The 15,432-nt window shown below is 74.8% G+C and carries 15 protein-coding genes and 2 pseudogenes; 9 read left to right on the plus strand and 8 right to left on the minus strand.

Features of this window, described 5'->3' with window-relative positions; all coding sequences use genetic code 11:
* Window positions 1-392: 392 nt before the first annotated feature.
* Window positions 393-1,214, minus strand: a complete 822-nt coding sequence (locus ACFF45_RS08035; protein WP_381343864.1) for a TIM barrel protein — start codon at window positions 1,212-1,214, stop codon at window positions 393-395.
* A 134-nt stretch (window positions 1,215-1,348) separates the two neighbouring features.
* On the opposite strand from ACFF45_RS08035, the gene ACFF45_RS08040 reads away from it, so the two are divergent.
* The 7 genes and pseudogenes from ACFF45_RS08040 to ACFF45_RS08070 all read left to right on the plus strand — a co-directional run.
* Window positions 1,349-1,600 (plus strand): hypothetical protein, encoded by a 252-nt coding sequence (locus ACFF45_RS08040; protein WP_381343867.1) that lies wholly within the window; start codon window positions 1,349-1,351, stop codon window positions 1,598-1,600.
* 47 nt (window positions 1,601-1,647) lie between these two features.
* Complete coding sequence (locus ACFF45_RS08045) at window positions 1,648-1,959, plus strand: helix-turn-helix domain-containing protein (protein WP_381344069.1); 312 nt, start codon at window positions 1,648-1,650, stop codon at window positions 1,957-1,959.
* 183 nt (window positions 1,960-2,142) lie between these two features.
* Complete coding sequence (uraD, locus tag ACFF45_RS08050) at window positions 2,143-2,658, plus strand: 2-oxo-4-hydroxy-4-carboxy-5-ureidoimidazoline decarboxylase (protein ID WP_381343870.1); 516 nt, start codon at window positions 2,143-2,145, stop codon at window positions 2,656-2,658.
* Window positions 2,655-3,059, plus strand: a complete 405-nt coding sequence (gene uraH, locus ACFF45_RS08055; RefSeq protein ID WP_381343872.1) for a hydroxyisourate hydrolase — start codon at window positions 2,655-2,657, stop codon at window positions 3,057-3,059. The genes uraD and uraH overlap by 4 nt, the downstream gene beginning before the upstream one ends.
* Window positions 3,060-3,065: 6 nt before the next feature.
* Window positions 3,066-3,989 (plus strand): factor-independent urate hydroxylase, encoded by a 924-nt coding sequence (pucL, locus tag ACFF45_RS08060; protein ID WP_381343875.1) that lies wholly within the window; start codon window positions 3,066-3,068, stop codon window positions 3,987-3,989.
* A gap of 127 nt (window positions 3,990-4,116) precedes the next feature.
* Window positions 4,117-5,496, plus strand: coding sequence for an 8-oxoguanine deaminase (locus ACFF45_RS08065; RefSeq protein ID WP_381343878.1), 1,380 nt, complete (start codon window positions 4,117-4,119; stop codon window positions 5,494-5,496).
* Between the two features lie 283 nt (window positions 5,497-5,779).
* A pseudogene (locus tag ACFF45_RS08070) lies at window positions 5,780-6,066 on the plus strand (solute carrier family 23 protein); the annotation flags it as partial.
* Window positions 6,067-6,301: 235 nt separating this feature from the next.
* Here the strand turns inward: ACFF45_RS08070 and ACFF45_RS08075 are convergent.
* The 4 genes and pseudogenes from ACFF45_RS08075 to ACFF45_RS08090 form a co-directional block, all read right to left on the minus strand.
* Window positions 6,302-6,724 carry an acyl-CoA thioesterase gene (locus tag ACFF45_RS08075; RefSeq protein WP_381343880.1) on the minus strand — a complete coding sequence of 141 codons (423 nt, stop codon included), beginning with the start codon at window positions 6,722-6,724 and terminating at the stop codon, window positions 6,302-6,304.
* A gap of 47 nt (window positions 6,725-6,771) precedes the next feature.
* Window positions 6,772-7,401, minus strand: coding sequence for a hypothetical protein (locus tag ACFF45_RS08080; protein ID WP_381343883.1), 630 nt, complete (start codon window positions 7,399-7,401; stop codon window positions 6,772-6,774).
* A 47-nt stretch (window positions 7,402-7,448) separates the two neighbouring features.
* Window positions 7,449-8,034, minus strand: a pseudogene (locus tag ACFF45_RS08085) (histidine phosphatase family protein).
* A gap of 36 nt (window positions 8,035-8,070) precedes the next feature.
* Window positions 8,071-9,279 (minus strand): pyridoxal phosphate-dependent aminotransferase, encoded by a 1,209-nt coding sequence (locus ACFF45_RS08090; protein ID WP_381343886.1) that lies wholly within the window; start codon window positions 9,277-9,279, stop codon window positions 8,071-8,073.
* A gap of 85 nt (window positions 9,280-9,364) precedes the next feature.
* Between ACFF45_RS08090 and ACFF45_RS08095 the strand changes: the two genes are divergently transcribed.
* Entirely contained in the window at window positions 9,365-9,991 is a 627-nt protein-coding gene (locus ACFF45_RS08095) for a winged helix-turn-helix transcriptional regulator (protein ID WP_381343888.1), read from the plus strand.
* Between the two features lie 53 nt (window positions 9,992-10,044).
* Here ACFF45_RS08095 and ACFF45_RS08100 read toward each other — a convergent pair whose 3' ends face one another.
* The 3 genes from ACFF45_RS08100 to ACFF45_RS08110 form a co-directional block, all read right to left on the minus strand.
* Window positions 10,045-10,821: a hypothetical protein gene (locus ACFF45_RS08100; RefSeq protein WP_381343890.1), complete on the minus strand. Its 777-nt coding sequence runs from the start codon at window positions 10,819-10,821 to the stop codon at window positions 10,045-10,047.
* The gene (locus ACFF45_RS08105; protein WP_381343893.1) at window positions 10,821-12,095 is read right to left on the minus strand and encodes a VWA domain-containing protein; all 1,275 of its coding nucleotides are present in this window, start codon (window positions 12,093-12,095) and stop codon (window positions 10,821-10,823) included. The genes ACFF45_RS08100 and ACFF45_RS08105 overlap by 1 nt, the downstream gene beginning before the upstream one ends.
* A gap of 99 nt (window positions 12,096-12,194) precedes the next feature.
* Window positions 12,195-13,688, minus strand: coding sequence for an IucA/IucC family protein (locus ACFF45_RS08110; RefSeq protein ID WP_381343896.1), 1,494 nt, complete (start codon window positions 13,686-13,688; stop codon window positions 12,195-12,197).
* Between the two features lie 111 nt (window positions 13,689-13,799).
* On the opposite strand from ACFF45_RS08110, the gene ACFF45_RS08115 reads away from it, so the two are divergent.
* Entirely contained in the window at window positions 13,800-15,314 is a 1,515-nt protein-coding gene (locus ACFF45_RS08115; RefSeq protein WP_381343899.1) for an IucA/IucC family protein, read from the plus strand.
* Window positions 15,315-15,432: the final 118 nt, after the last annotated feature.

Raw genomic sequence — 15,432 nt, forward strand, 5'->3', positions numbered from 1 at the left:
CAGGTGTCCGCCGCCGGCCCCGCCGTCGCCCGCCGCGTGGTCCTCGGCGGCGCAGGTCCGGCGCAGGTCGCCGCCCCGGCCGAACGGGAGGCGCCCCTCGTCGCGCATCGCATCCCACCCCCGTCGCCCGGGACCCGCCGTACCCCCGTGCCGGCGGGTCCCGGTGTGTGGGGAGTACGTGCCCGCGGCGGGGCGCGCGCGAAGCCTGCGGGGGCGGGTTCAGAGCTTGATGTGAGGTAGCCGTACCGGGCGCACGCCCCGCGGCGTACCCGGGAGTTCGCCCCGCCGGGTCCGGGCAGGGCGATGGGCGCCGGGAAGGCGGGGCTCGTTCCCGGCGCCCTCGGCCGTCCGGCTCTCCGGCGGGCGGGGCCGGGCAGCCTTCCGGTCGGGGGTCAGCGGGGCAGCCAGTCGAAGGCCTCGGCGCTCGGGCGGTCGCCCGGCTTGTACTCGAGGCCGACCCGGCCGTCGTAACCCGCCTTCTTCAGCTGGTCCAGGAGGTCTTCGAGGGGGAGTGAGCCCGTGCCCGGGGCGCCGCGGCCCGGGTTGTCGGCGATCTGGACGTGACCGGTCTTCGGCGCGTACCGCTCGATGACCGCCGGCAGGTCCTCGCCGTTCATGGACAGGTGGTACAGGTCCATCAGGAACCTGGCGTTGCCCAGGCCCGTCGCCTCGTTGACCCTGTCCGCGATGCCGACCGCGGCGGGCGCGCTCACCAGCGGGTACAGCGGCGACTCGGTCCGGTTGAGCGCCTCGATCAGCAGGACCGCGCCGATCCGGTCGGCCGCCCGCGCCGCGAGCACCAGGTTCTCGAGCGCCAGCGCGTCCTGTTCGGCCGGGTCCACGCCCTCGACGCGGTTGCCGTACACGGCGTTGAGGGCCGTGCAGCCCAGCGAGCGCGCGAAGCCGGCGGCCACGCCGACGTTGGCGCGAAACCGCTCCGACTCCTCGCCCGGCACCGACAGGGCGCCGCGGTCCGGGCCCGGGAGCCGGCCGGCGTAGAAGTTCAGGCAGGTGAGCCGTACGCCCGCGTCCGCGATCGCCCGCCCGAGGGCGTCGAGCTCGGCGGGCCCGGGGGTCGGGGTGTCGGTCCAGGGCCACCACAGCTCGACCGCGGTGAAGCCGGCCGCGGCGGCGGCCGCGGGGCGCTCCAGGAGCGGGAGTTCCGTGAAGAGCATCGACAGGTTGACGTTGTAGCGCTGCTCCGCGAATCCCATCGGCCCGGCGCTCCTTCCGTACTTGTATTCCGTATTGTGGAATCTGTTTTCCGTTTATTGGAAGATTGCCGCCCGCTGGCCGGGCTTGTCAAGGGGGCGCGGCGGAAGACGGCGAGGCGCGTTAGGTTGAGCGCGTGCGACTGAGAGTGGAATTCACGACCGAGCCCTTCGGCCTCGACGAGGCGCCCGCGCCCGCGCTGGTGGCGCGCGAGGTCGTCGAGGCGTCGGAGCTGGACGCGGCGGACGTCGGCCCGTTCGGCAACAGCGCCGAGGGCGGGGCCGACGCCGGGCCGGCGGCCGTCGACGCGCCGCTGCGCACGACTCTCCAGGCGGGTGCCACCCGGGTCTCGCTCCAGGTCGACGTGGTCGCGGAGGGTGACCGGTGAATGCGGACGAGCCCTTCGTCGCGGCGGTGAAGCCGCTGGTCGACGCCATGGGCGGCGAGCTGCTCCCGCCGGACGAGGCCGGCCCCGACGACGTGGTGCTCGCCTGGCAGGGCGCCGACGTGGTCGCCGTGCGGCTGCCGCAGCTCGCCGACTCCCTCGACCGCATCCTCGCGGCCATGGAGCGCGAGCGGGGCAAGCCGCTGTCCGAGCTGGACCGCAGGTCCAAGCAGGAGGCGGTGCGCATACTGGAGGCGCGGGGTGCCTTCTCCGTGCGGCACGGGGTGGAGACCGTGGCGAGCGCGCTCGGTGTCAGCCGGTTCACCGTCTACAACTACCTCAACCGCGAGAAAGAAGCCTGACAGGGCCTGACAGGGCCTGACCGGGGCCTTGTCCCCGTGGTGCGACCGCCGTCCCGGCTGTTTCGGGGGCGGCGGTTTTTGTCACCCAGAATTTTCAACAGACTGTTGACGCGGTGTTCCGGGGGGCGTTAGCTGTCCGCAGCCCGTTCAGTACGACGGCCGACAAGGCCCACGGAGGCTCCCGTGACGTCCACTGCCACGCCGCCGGGCCTGGCCCGTTTCAACGCCCTGGAGGAGCACGCGGCCCTCGCCGCCCTGCACGAGGCGTGTGCTTCCACGGCCTGGGCCCGCCGGCTGCTCGCCGCCCGCCCCTACGCCACCGCCGAGGACCTCTGCACCGCCAGCGACGCCGCGACGGCCGACCTGACCCCGGGGGACCTGGAGGAGGCGATGGCCGGCCACCCGCCGATCGGCCGCCCCGAGCCGGGCGACCCGGCCTCGGCCCGCGAACAGCGCGGCATGGCCGGCGCCTCCGCGGAACTCCGGGCGCAGATGCTGGAACTGAACCTGGCCTACCAGGAGAAGTTCGGTCACGTCTTCCTGATCTGCGCCACCGGCCGCACCGGCGAGCAGATGCGCGACGCGCTCCGGGAGCGGATCGGGAACCCGCCGGAGCTGGAACGGGAGATCGTCCGCACCGAACTGGGCAGGATCAACCGCATCCGCCTGGCCACCCTCGTACAGGAGGACCGGACATGAGCACCAGCACCACCGCCTCCGTGTCCACCCACGTCCTGGACACCAGCGTCGGCCGCCCCGCCGGGGGCGTCGCCGTCCACCTCGCCGCCCGCTCGGGGCGCGGGGCGCGGTGGCGGGCGCTCGGCGGGTCCGCGACCGACGCGGACGGCCGGTGCGAGGACCTCCCGGCACTGCCGGAGGGCACCACCCACGTACGGCTCGACTTCGCGGTCGGGGTGTACTTCGAGAAGTCCGCGACCGAGCGAGCAGATGCGCAGCAGGACGCCCCCGCGAACCGGGACAGCGGACCCGCCGTGTTCTTCCCGGAGGTGGCGGTCACGTTCGCCGTCGTGCCGGGCGAGCACTACCACGTACCGCTGCTGCTCAACCCGTTCGGCTACTCCGTTTACCGAGGGAGCTAGCAGACCATGCCCACGATCCTGGGACCGAACCAGTACGGCAAGGCCGAGAACCGAGTCGTGAAGATCACGCGGGACGGCGCCACCCACCACATCAAGGACCTGAACGTGTCGGTCGCCCTGAGCGGCGACATGGCCGAGGTCCACTACTCCGGCTCCAACGCCAACGTGCTGCCGACCGACACCACCAAGAACACGGTGTACGCGTTCGCGAAGGAGTACGGCATCGACTCCGCCGAGCAGTTCGGGATCCACCTCGCCCGGCACTTCGTCACCTCGCAGGAGCCGATCCACCGGGCCCGCGTCCGCATCGAGGAGTACGCCTGGGAGCGGATCGAGACCTCCGACGCCGATTCCCGGTTCGTCGGCGCGGACGAGGCCAAGCACTCCTTCGTCCGCACGGGCCGGGAGACCCGGCTGACCCAGATCACCTACGACGGCGAGCGGTGGGAGGTCGTCTCCGGCCTGAAGGACCTGGCCGTGATGAACTCGACCGACTCCGAGTTCTGGGGCTACGCCAAGGACGGGTACACGACGCTACAGGAGGCCTACGACCGCATCCTGGCCACCCAGGTCTCCGGCCGCTGGCGGTTCAACTGGACCGACGACGAGCAGAGGACGCCCGACTGGGAGACGTCCTACGAGCAGACCAGGAAGCACATGCTCCAGGCCTTCGCCGAGACGTACTCGCTGTCGCTGCAGCAGACGCTGTACCAGATGGGCGCCCGCATCATCGACCACCGCAGTGAGATCGACGAGGTCCGCTTCTCCCTGCCGAACAAGCACCACTTCCTGGTGGACCTGGAGCCGTTCGGGCTGAGGAACGACAACGAGGTGTACCTCGCCGCCGACCGCCCCTACGGCCTGATCGAGGCCACCGTCCTGCGCGACGGCTGCGAGGCGCGGATCCCCGTGGACCTCACCAACCTCTGATCCCGGCCCCCTTTCGGCACCCGCGGCCGGCGGCGACGCGGGCACGGCTCCCCGGCCGCGGCACTCAGACTCCCAGGGTCCTGCCGTGCCCTGCCCACCACGGTCCACCAAGCGAAAAGGACGAACCATGGCAGCAGCCCGGCGCATCGTCATCGAGAACTGCGCGATCGCGACCGTGGACGCCGACGACACCGAGTACGCCTCCGGGTACGTCGTCGTCGCCGGCCACCGCATCGAGGCGCTCGGCTCGGGCCGGGCCCCCGAGGGCCTGGAGAACGTCGTCCGCCGCATCGACGCCTCCGGCCACCTCGTGACCCCTGGTCTGGTCAACACCCACCACCACTTCTACCAGTGGATCACCCGGGGCATGGCCACGGACCACAACCTCTTCGACTGGCTGGTCGCCCTGTACCCGGTCTGGGCGCGCATCGACGAGCAGATGACGTACGCGGCCGCGCAGGGCTCGCTGGCGATGATGGCCCGCGGCGGTGTCACCACGGCGATGGACCACCACTACGTCTTCCCGCACGGCTCCGGCGACCTGTCCGGCTCGGTCATCCGCGCCGCCCGCGAGACGGGCGTCCGCTTCACCCTCGCCCGCGGCTCCATGGACCGCAGCGAGAAGGACGGCGGCCTGCCGCCGGACTTCGCCGTGGAGAGCCTCGACGGCGCGCTGGCCGCGACCGAGGAGACCGTCCGGCAGCACCACGACGCCTCCTTCGACGCCATGACCCAGGTCGCCGTCGCCCCCTGCTCCCCGTTCTCCGTCTCCACCGACCTGCTGCGCCAGGGCGCCGAGCTGGCCCGCCGGCTCGGCGTCCGGCTGCACACGCACGGTTCGGAGACCGTGGAGGAGGAGAAGTTCTGCCACGAGCTGTTCGGCATGGGCCCCACCGACTACTTCGAGTCCACCGGCTGGCTGGGCGAGGACGTGTGGATGGCGCACTGCGTCCACATGAACGCCTCCGACATCGCCGCCTTCGCCCGGACCCGGACCGGTGTCGCCCACTGCCCCTCCTCCAACGCCCGGCTGGCCGCCGGTATCGCCCGGGTGCCGGACCTGCTCGCCGCCGGCGTGCCGGTCGGCCTCGGTGTCGACGGCACCGCCTCGAACGAGTCCGGCGAACTCCACACCGAGCTGCGCAACGCCCTGCTCATCAACCGCCTCGGCGCCCACCGCGAGGCCGCCCTGAACGCCCGTCAGGCGCTGCGCCTGGGCACCTACGGCGGCGCCCAGGTGCTGGGCCGCGCCGACCAGATCGGCTCGCTGGAGCCCGGCAAGCTGGCCGACCTGGTGCTGTGGAAGCTGGACACCCTCGCCCACGCCTCCATCGCCGACCCGGTGACCGCGCTGGTCTTCGGCGCGGCAGCGCCGGTCACGCTCTCCCTGGTCAACGGCGCGGCGGTGGTCGAGAACGGCCGTCTGCTGCGCGTCGACGAGGACGCGGTCGCCCGCTCCACGCGGGACGAGGCGCGGCGGCTGGCGCGGATCGCCGCCCAGGGCTGAGCAGGTGCGGACTCCGGCCGGGAGGGACGGACGGCTCCGGCCGGCCGCCGTGGCCCCGAGCGGGATCCACGGCGCCCGCCTCCGGGGCGGGCGCGGACGCGTTCGCCCCGGACCGGTCTCCGCCCCGGTCCCGCACGACCGGCGCACCACCTCCCTGACACCCCCGGCAGCCCTTCCGCGCGGCCGCGTACCCGGCCGGAGGGGCCGCCGTGGCCGCTCAGCCCGGTGCCGTACCGCCCACCGCCCCCGAGCAGCGCGCCGAGCACGTCCCGCCGACGGGAAACTGCCCGCCGTCAGGACGGCGGCCACCGGCCCGCGGCACGTGGCCGCGATGTACGCCAACGTCGTCGCCCCACCCCTGATCGTCGGCGCGGCCGTCGGCCTGTCCGGCACCGAACCGACCTTCCTCACCGGCGCCTGCCTGTGCACCGCGGGCCTGGCGGCCTTCCTCCGGACGCTCGGCCTGGGGAGGATCGCGCCCGGCTGCCGTCCGCCGACGGCGTCACCTTCGCCGGGGTCGCCCCCATGACGGCGATCGTCGCCTCCCCCGAGGGGGCGGGTGAGGAGATCACCGGGGCGGCGACCCGGCCCCCCGCCACACCGTGCGGCCGGCGCACGGCCCGGCCCGCTCGACGGCGCCGTCCCCCCCCGCACGCCGGGGAGACGGCGCCCCGGGAGCGGGCCGGCGCAGGTCGTCAACGCGCACACGGGCCCGGTGCGTGAGGTTCCGGCGGAGTCGTCCCGCGGTGCCGCCGGAGGCGGAGGACGCACCCGCCCCGGCGCGTGCCGCCCCGCACTCCCCGCCTCAGAGACCGAACAGCGCCGGATCCGCCGCCAGTTGCCTGAACCGCTCCCGCGGGTCGGCGACCAGCCTGCGCTCCTTGAGGTCCATCAGCCCGCTGACCGCCTCGATCTCGGCCGCGACCGTGCCGTCGGCCGTGCGCACCTGCTGCACGATCCGGAAGGTCTTGCCCCGCCCCCACTCGAAGCCGCACGTCACCTCGGCCTCGTCACCCGCGAGCAGCTCCCGCCGGTAGCGGATCGTCGTCTCCAGGACCACCGGGCCGATACCCCGGCCGAGCAGGTCGGCCTGGCGGATGCCGGCCGCCTGGAGCAGCGACCAGCGGGCGTGCTCGGCGTAGTTCAGGTAGACGGCCTGGTTGAGATGGCCCTGCACATCGGTCTCGTATCCGCGGACGGTCACGGGCACGGAAAACGCGTCGCTCACGGTGTCCCCTTGTCGTGGTCTCGTTCTCCCCGATCTTGGCATGCCCATCACGCCCGTCGCGGAGAGGCCAGGAGGTACCGCGCCCGCGTCCGCGGCTCGCTGTGCTCGCCCGCCTGCCAGCCCGCCGCCTCCAGGGTGGCCGCGCAGGCCCGCAGCGCCCCGGCGTCCGGCGCGTGCACGGCGACGGCCTCCGGCTGCGGGGTCGCCCGCACCCGGTAGCCCGGCAGGTCCGCGCCGGCCGGCCGGTGCCCCGCGGCCTCCAGTGCGAGCGCGGCGGCCTGCACCAGATGCGTCCGCTCCCAGCCGCACGGCCGGCCGGTGGCACCGTCCGGGTTGGTCATCCGGCGCAGCTCCAGCAGGCCCTGCCAGGCGCTGTGCACCTCGCGGACCCGGGACGGCCCGGCGTCCGGCCCGGCCTCCTCACCGCCGACGCGCGCGGTGAACACCCCGGCGTCGGCGGACGGCTCCGGGACGGGCCTTCCCGCCTCCGTCCGGGCCTCCCGTGTCCGACGCCCCGCCGGGGTCAGGAAGTGGTCGTGCGGCGGCCGTGGATGCCGGAAGGCCAGGCCGCGCCTCACCAGCGCCGCGAGCTGCGCCTCGGTGCCTCTGAGCCGCCCGGTCACGGGGTCGGCGGCGTCGATGACACGCCGCTGGGCGGCGGTCGGCGGTCGGGTCACGGCGTGCTCCCTCCGGGCGCTGGGCAAGGTCCCCACCGCTGCGAAGACTACGACCCGGGTCCGACATTCCGGCTCGCGGCCACCGGCCGCCCGTGCTCGGTGCCCAGCCGGCCCACCGCCCCCGTCCCGGCTGGACCAGCGCGCCGTCCCGCGGCGGCAGCCCGAGCCGCCGTGCCGCCGGCACCCGCGGGACGTGCCCGTGCGACACCAGCACCACCACGCCCCCGGTGGCGGCCAGGGCGGCGTCCACCTCGTCCAGCATCCGGTCGGCCCGCGCCCCGACCTGCCGCACGCTCTCCCCGGGGTGCTCCGGCGGGCCGGGCACCACTGCGTCCGTGAACCGGAACCAGCCGGGCCGCTCCCGCCGGATCTCGACGGTGGTGATCCCCTCGTAGCCCCCGTGGTCCCACTCCACCAGATCCGCGTCCACCCGCACCGCGCCGTGCAGCCCGATGAGGTCGGCCGTCTCCCGCGCCCGCCGCGCCGGGCTGACGGAGCAGGCCCCGATCCGGTGCGACCGGATCAGCGGCACCAGCCCGCGCGCCCCGGCCGGCCGTGCTCGGTCAGCGGGACGTCCGTCAGGCCGGTGTGCCGCCCGGACCGCGACCACTCGGTCTCCCCGTGCCGCACCAGCTAGGGATCTCCCATGCGGCCCACGCCAAGCGGCGGCTACTGCCGGTACCCGCCGAGGAACCGCCCGATCCGCCCGATCGCCGCCTCCAGATCATCCGCGTGCGGCAACGTCAGGATCCGGAAGTGATCCGGAGCCGGCCAGTTGAACCCGGTGCCCTGCACCACCTGGATCTTCTCCCGCAGCAGCAGGTCCAGCACGAACCTCTCGTCGTCGCGGATGTCGTGCACCTTGGGGTCCAGCCGCGCGAACGCGTACAGGGCGCCCTGGGGCTTCACGCACGACACGCCCGGGATCTCGTTGAGCTTCTCCCATGCCACGTTGCGCTGCTCGTACAGCCTGCCGCCCGGCGCGGTCAGCTCGTGGATGGACTGGCGCCCGCCGAGCGCGGCCTGGATGGCGTACTGAGCGGGCGCGTTGGAGCACAGCCGCATGGAGGCCAGCATGGTCAGGCCCTCCAGATAGTCCCTCGCGTGCTGCCTCGGGCCCGTCACCACCAGCCAGCCGGAGCGGAAGCCCGCCACCCGGTACGTCTTGGACAGGCCGCAGAAGGTGAGGACCACCAGGTCGGGCGCGAGCGCGGCGGCCGAGTGGTGCACGGCGTCGTCGTAGAGGATCTGGTCGTAGATCTCGTCGGCGAAGACCATCAGGCCGTGCCGGCGGGCCAGGTCGAGGATGCCCTCGACGATCTCCCTGGGGTAGACCGCGCCGGTGGGGTTGTTCGGGTTGATGATCACTACGGCCTTGGTCCGGTCCGTGATCTTCGACGCCATGTCGTCCAGGTCCGGGTACCAGCCGGCCTGTTCGTCGCAGAGGTAGTGCACCGCCGTGCCGCCGGCCAGGGTGGTCACCGCCGTCCACAGCGGGAAGTCGGGGGCCGGGACCAGGATCTCGTCGCCGTCCTCCACCAGCGCCTGGACGGCCATGGAGACCAGCTCGGAGACACCGTTGCCGAGGAAGACGTCGTCGACGCCGACCTCCAGGCCGAGCGTCTGGTAGCGCTGGGCGACCGCGCGGCGGGCGGAGAGGATGCCGCGCGAGTCGGTGTAGCCGTGCGCCTGCGGCAGCATCCTGATCATGTCCTGGAGGATCTCCGGCGGCGCCTCGAAGCCGAACAGCGCGGGGTTGCCGGTGTTGAGGCGCAGCACGCTGTGGCCCGCCTCCTCCAGCGCGTTGGCGTGCTCGATCACCGGGCCGCGGATCTCGTAACAGACCTCGCTGAGCTTGTTCGACTGCCGGAACTCCATGCGATGCGCCCCTCCGGTTGTGGTGTTGCTTGGTTTTACCAAGTGCAAGCTTGGAAAGTCCAATGACATGTCTAGACTGCGTCACATGTCACCTCGTCGAAGCTACGACCAGTACTGCTCCGCCGCCCGCGCGCTCGACGTCGTCGGGGACCGCTGGACCCTGCTGATCGTCCGTGAACTCCTCGCCGGCGCGCGCCGCTACACGGATCTGCACGCGGATCTGCCGGGCGTCAGCACGGACGTGCTCGCGTCCCGGCTGAAGGACATGGAACGCGACGGGCTGACGACCCGGCGCCGGCTGCCGCCGCCCGGTGCCGCGTACGTCTACGAACTCACCGCGCGCGGGCGCGCGTTGCTGCCGGTGCTCCAGGCGCTGGGCGCCTGGGGGGAGGCGGAGCTCGGTGAGCGGCGGCCCACGGACGCGGTCCGCGCCCACTGGTTCGCGCTGCCGGTGCTGCGGGCCCTGGCGGGCGGGGGGCTGGTCGAAGTGCGGCTGGAGGAGGGGTGCTTCCACCTGGACGCCGGTGCCGGGGAGGGGCCCGTGTACGGCGACGGCCCGGCGCCGCGCGAACCCGACGCCCTGCTGGTCCTCGGCACCGACACCTGCACGGCGGTCGCCCGCGGCGAGGTGAGCGTGACGGACGCGGTGCGGGACGGACGGATCACGGTGACCGGCGACGGCCCGGTGGCCAAGGCGCTGCGGGAGGCGTGAAAGAACGCCGGAAGGCCCGCACCCGGCGGGCCTTCCGAGGGGACGTCAGGACATCAGGCGCCGGTCGGGCGTCCCGGTCCCCGGGTCAGCGCGTAGCCGCCGACACCGGCCAGCGCCGCCAGCGCGCCGCCCACCGCCGTCCACACCCACCGGTCGGACCACCAGCCGGAGGCCCAGCCGTCCTCGGGCTCGACGTCCGACAGCACGGCCGCGTCCTCGTCCGTCGCCGCGGACGTGACGGCGGCCCCGGGCACCAGCGGCTCGGCCAGCGCCCCGTCCACCGCCGTCGCGCCGCCGATCTCCCTGGCCGCCACCCGCACCTCGGCACGCACCGGCAGACCCAGGTCGGACGTCGGCAGGCCCACCGCCGTGAGGCGGACGTAGTACGTGCCGGGCAGCGGGTCGTTGGCCCACGGCTCCGACCAGGCGCGGACCGTGCGCAGGGTGCAGGCCAGCTCCAGCGAGGCGGCGTCCGCGGCCGCGGTCCGGGTCTGGGTGCCGTACTGGCAGGCCTGGCGGCGGCGCAGCCCGTCGTACACGTCGACCTGCCAGGTCTCGGCGGCGTGCGCGTCCGGCAGCCGCACCGTCGCCCGGACGGTGGGACGCTCGCCGGCGTCCGCGGGGAACGACCAGTACAGGTAGTCACCGGCGGAGGCGTCGGCCGTGGCCGTCCGCCCCTGGCCGATCTCGGCCGCCGTGCGGAACGACGTGCCCGCTCGGGCCGGGACCGCGTCGTCGGCCGCGGGGGACGGCGTGGCGTCGGCCGCCGCCGGGGTGACCGTCCATCCCAGCGCCAGCAGCGCCGCGCCGAAAGCTCTCACCACACGCATCAGTTGGTCCTCCAGACCGTGACCCGCCAGCGCGACAGCCAGCCCCACAGCACACCGGCGACGAAACCGGTCAGGACCAGGACGCCCAGCAGCCACCAGCCGCGCCCCAGGCCGAACGCGGCCACGTCGTCCGACGGCGAGGGACCGTCGACCACGTCGATCGTCAGCTCCAGCGGCAGTCCGGGCGCGGTCTGCACGCCGGAGGCCGCCGAGAAGGAGTGGGTGACCTGAAGGCACACCGTCTCGGCCGCGGGCCTGTCCGCCTCCTCGTCCCCGTCGCGCTCGGGCTCCGGGCGGCGCAGCCCCGTGGAGATCACATCCGTGCGGCCGGTGCCCGCCGCCTCGCCCCGCACCAGTTCGCGGCCCCTGACCGTGACCGCCCGCAGCAGCACCCCGTAGGCCGGACCGACCTCCCGGTCCGCCGACACGCTGACGGAGGCGCGCAGCTCCTGGCCGGGCAGCACGTCCACCCGGTACCAGCGCTGCTCGCCGAATCCCGCGCGGTCGGTGTAGAGACCGGACGCCAGCACCGGCGCCGCGGCGCACCGCCGCGCGCCCTCGGTGGCCACCGGCGTCACCACCGGGTCGGCCGCCCGGTCCACCAACTGGTTGACGCGGTCGGTCAGTTCGTCCGTGTGCTCCACGGACGTGTAGGTGCCGCCGGTCGCCTCGGCGATACAGCTCAGCTGCTGCCGCATCCTGGTGCTGGGCACCAGGCCGAGCGTGTCGATGGTGAGACCGATGCCCTTGGCGGCGATCTCGCGGGCCACCTCGCACGGGTCGAGCGGGGCGCAGGTGTCCTCGCCGTCGCTGATCAGCACGATCCGCTTGGAGCCGGTGCCGCCGTCGAGGTCGTCGGCCGCCTCCAGCAGCGCCGGGCCGATCGGGGTCCAGCCGGTCGGCGTCAGCGTGGCCACCGCCGCCTTGGCCTCGGCGCGGTCCAGCGGGCCGACCGGGTAGAGCTGCGCGGTGTCCTTGCAGCCCGTCCTGCGGTCGTCGCCCGGATAGTCGGCGCCCAGGGTGCGGATGCCGAGCCGCACGTCCTCGGGCGTGGCGTCCAGCACCTCGTTGAACGCCTGCTTCGCCGCCGCCATCCGCGACTGGCCGTCGATGTCCCGCGCCCGCATCGAACCGCTGACGTCCAGGACGAGGTCGACCTTGGGCGCGTCGGCCGTGGTCTCGTCGGCGAGCGCCGCCGGCGGGAGCGCGATCCCGGCCGCCAGCGCGGCGAACAGGGCGCAGGCCCCTGCCGCCAGCCGTTGTCTTGTGATCATCGGCGGATCCTATTGATCACAGGTGCCGCGCTCCAAACGGCAGCCGGAACGACCGGATCGCCCAGGGGCGACGGCGGGCCGCGCGGCCGGAGCAGCCGGTCAGCGCAGCGGGTTGGGCAGCTCGGCCCACAGGTCGCCGGTCCCGCCCGGCGTGAGCCGCATCAGCGTCAGCGCCTTGGTGGGCAGCGGACGCGCGCACAGCGCGGCGAGGTCGGGCGTGCGCGGCAGCTCCCGTACGGCCGGCTCCAGCGCCGCCCGCAGCGCCGCCGCCGACCCGGCGGTCCCGGCCAGCGCACCCGCCACCAGCGACCCGAACAGCTTGCGGCGCAGCGCCGTCACGTCGTCCGTGACGATCCGCGCGGGCAGGTCGGGCACCGGGACGCCGTGCCGGGCCAGCCGGGCCGGGCTGACCCGGATGTCGGCCAGGTCCCGGTAGACCAGCCGCACCGGCGCCCCCGTCGCGGACAGCACCACGAGGAGGTTCTGGCCGTGCGCCTCCAGCGCCACGCCCAGCTCCAGCAGCCGCAGCCCGACCCCGAGGGCCAGCCGCGCGAACCCGGCCAGCCAGGACGGGGAACGGGGGAGCGCGGTGGTCGCCAGCGCCGCCACCGGCAGCACCCGCTCGCCCGGCCCCGCGCACGCCCGCGGCGACTCCCGCAGGACCGCCGCCAGGTCCGGAGACCCGTCGGTGACCGCGCCCAGCGTGCGGGTGACGTGCAGCAGCCCGCCGGAGCGCGCCGCCAGCTCGGCCCCGAACGCCGACAGCGTCATGGACGCGGCCACCGACGGCACCGAGATGTCCCGCACGGACGAGGTCAGCCGGGCGGTGAGCGCCGTCTTGACGTGCACCGCGCCGTCCAGGGCGAGGGTGCGCAGGGACATCAGCGGGTGCGCGGTGAGCCCCTCCCCGCAGGGCCGCTTCAGCACGTGCGCCGCCTGCCAGGGGTGCACCGGGACCAGCATCCGCCGCCCGTCCCGCATCTCCCGCGGCCAGGCACCCGTCACCAGGCACGCCTCCGCCGGCACCGGCACCAGCCCGAGTTCCACCAGCGGGCGGTGCTCGGGTGCGAGGGCGAGCTGCTCGGCGACCGAGAAACCGGGCCGCGCCCGGCAGTTGGGGTGGAAGGGATGCCCGTCCACCACCCGCTGCTCCCACTCCCAGTCGGTGTCGGGCCACTCCTGCGGGTGAGGCGGCTGGCCGGCCCTTGACAGGGCCAGCGAGGCCGCGCTGTGGTCGAGTTCGGCGGCGAGGCCCGCGCCGTGCGGTACGGCGAGGTCCGCCATCAGCCGTGCCGGACGGTCGTACGGCACGTCGTCGAGCCGTACCGCGGTGACGTAGGCGGCGGTCGCGTACGGGTCCGGCGCGGGCCCGTGCAGCCGGCGGCCGTCCCGCAGCCGCAGGGTGACGCCGTCCCCGTCCGGCCCGCGGCTCGCGACCCACGGGAGCGGCTCATGGGTGAGCGCGCGCCACAGGCGCGTCAGCACGGCCGCCCGCGCGGCGGGCAGTTCGGCCGCGTACCGCGCGGCGAGCTCCGGCCGGACGGCGGACAGGTCGCCGGCGACCTCGGCCTCGGCGGTGAGGGGACGGTGCACGGGCGGGCTCCTCGGGACGAGTCGGGGCGGACGGCGCGACCCGGTCGGTCACGGCGGGGGACGACGACCGCGATACTGATCGTCTCCGCAGGAATGAACCGTAGGGAACGAGTGGAACGCGTGGACCTCATCCCCCCACCCGCCGGCGCCGACGCCGCGACCCGTGCCGGCGTCGCCGAACGGGCGGACGCCTACGCGGCCGCGCCGCTGCTCAACTGTCTGCTGCGCGAGGTGGCGCGCCCGCTGCCCGGCCGCGCGGGGGTCTACCGGCTGCCTGGCGGCGACCGGCTGCTGCGGGTGCGCGGCGGCCGGCGGCCCGCCGCCCCCGAGGTGTCCACACCGCACGGCTGGCACCGGCTGGACCATCCCGAACTCGTCAAGCTCGTCAGCGAGGAACTGCGCCGCCACACCGGCCTGTCCAACCACGAACTGCCCGCCGAGATGCTCGACAGCCGCGACGCCGTCGCCGCGCTCCTCGCCGCCCGCGCGCGGGCCACCCCGTCCGACGACCCCTATCTGCGTTCCGAGCAGTCGCTGGTCACCGGGCACCCCCATCACCCCGCCCCCAAGGCGCGCGGCGGCGGCCCGGCCGCCGGCTGGCTGCCGTACGCCCCCGAGGCGTACGCCCGCTTCCCGCTCGTCCTGCTCGGGCTGCGCGAGGACGCCGTCGTCGAGGAGGGAGACACCTCGGCGCTCGACGCCCTCGGCGAACCCCCGCCCGGCTACCGGCTGCTGCCCGCCCACCCCTGGCAGCTCGACCTGACCGCCCGCGACCTCGCCCCCGCCTTCGCGGACGGCCGGCTGATCCGGCTGGACACCACCGCCTCGCCGGTCTGGCCGACGGCCGCGATCCGCACGGTGTACGCACCGGAGCGCGACCTGTTCCTGAAGTTCAGCCTCGACGTGCGCATCACCAACGACGTGCGGCGGCTGTGGCGGCACGACCTGCTGAGGCTGCGCCGCACCGACGCGGCCGTGCGCGCGGCCCTCGCCGGCGGCCCGGCGGCCTGGCTGAGCGACCGGGGCTACCGCACCGCGGACTTCGCCTTCGAGGAACTCGCCGTCCTGGTCCGCGACGGGGTGCGCGGCCACGTCCCGCCCGGCGCGACCCCGTTCCTGGCCGCCGGGCTGGTGGAGGGGTTCGCGGGCAGCCCGCTGGACGGTCCGGGCGACCCGGGGCGCTGGTGGGGGGCGTATCTGCGCCAGGTGGTGCCCCCGGTGCTCGCGGCCTTCGCCGGCCACGGCGTCGTCCTGGAGGCGCATCTGCAGAACTCGCTGGTCGCCTGTGCCGCGGACGGGACGCCGGTGCGGGCGCTGTTCCGGGACGCGGAGGGCGTGAAGCTGCTGCCCGAGGTGCCGCGGGCGGCCGGGTGGGAGCGGCTGGTGTACTGCCTGGTCGTCAACCACCTGGCCGAGCTGGCGGAGGCCCTGGCGGAACGGCACGCCGGGCTCGACCCGTGGGCCGCCGTCCGCCGCGAACTGGCCCGGCACGACCTGCCCGAGATCGCCGGCCTGCTCACCGCGCCCACCCTGCCCGCCAAGACCAACCTGCTGCTGCGCTGGACGGGCGCGGACGGCGCCGCCGCCCGCTACCGGCCCCTGCCCAACCCACTGGCCGCCGGATAGCGACGGCCCCCTGGTCCGGCCACCACTCCCGGTCCCGGCAGCCGGCCGCCCTGGCCCGGCCACCGCTCCGGTTCGGCAGCCCTCCGGTCCCGGCCACCATCCTTGGTCCGGCCACCAC

This window comes from Streptomyces cinereospinus, assembly GCF_042430725.1.
GTDB lineage: Bacteria > Actinomycetota > Actinomycetes > Streptomycetales > Streptomycetaceae > Streptomyces > Streptomyces cinereospinus.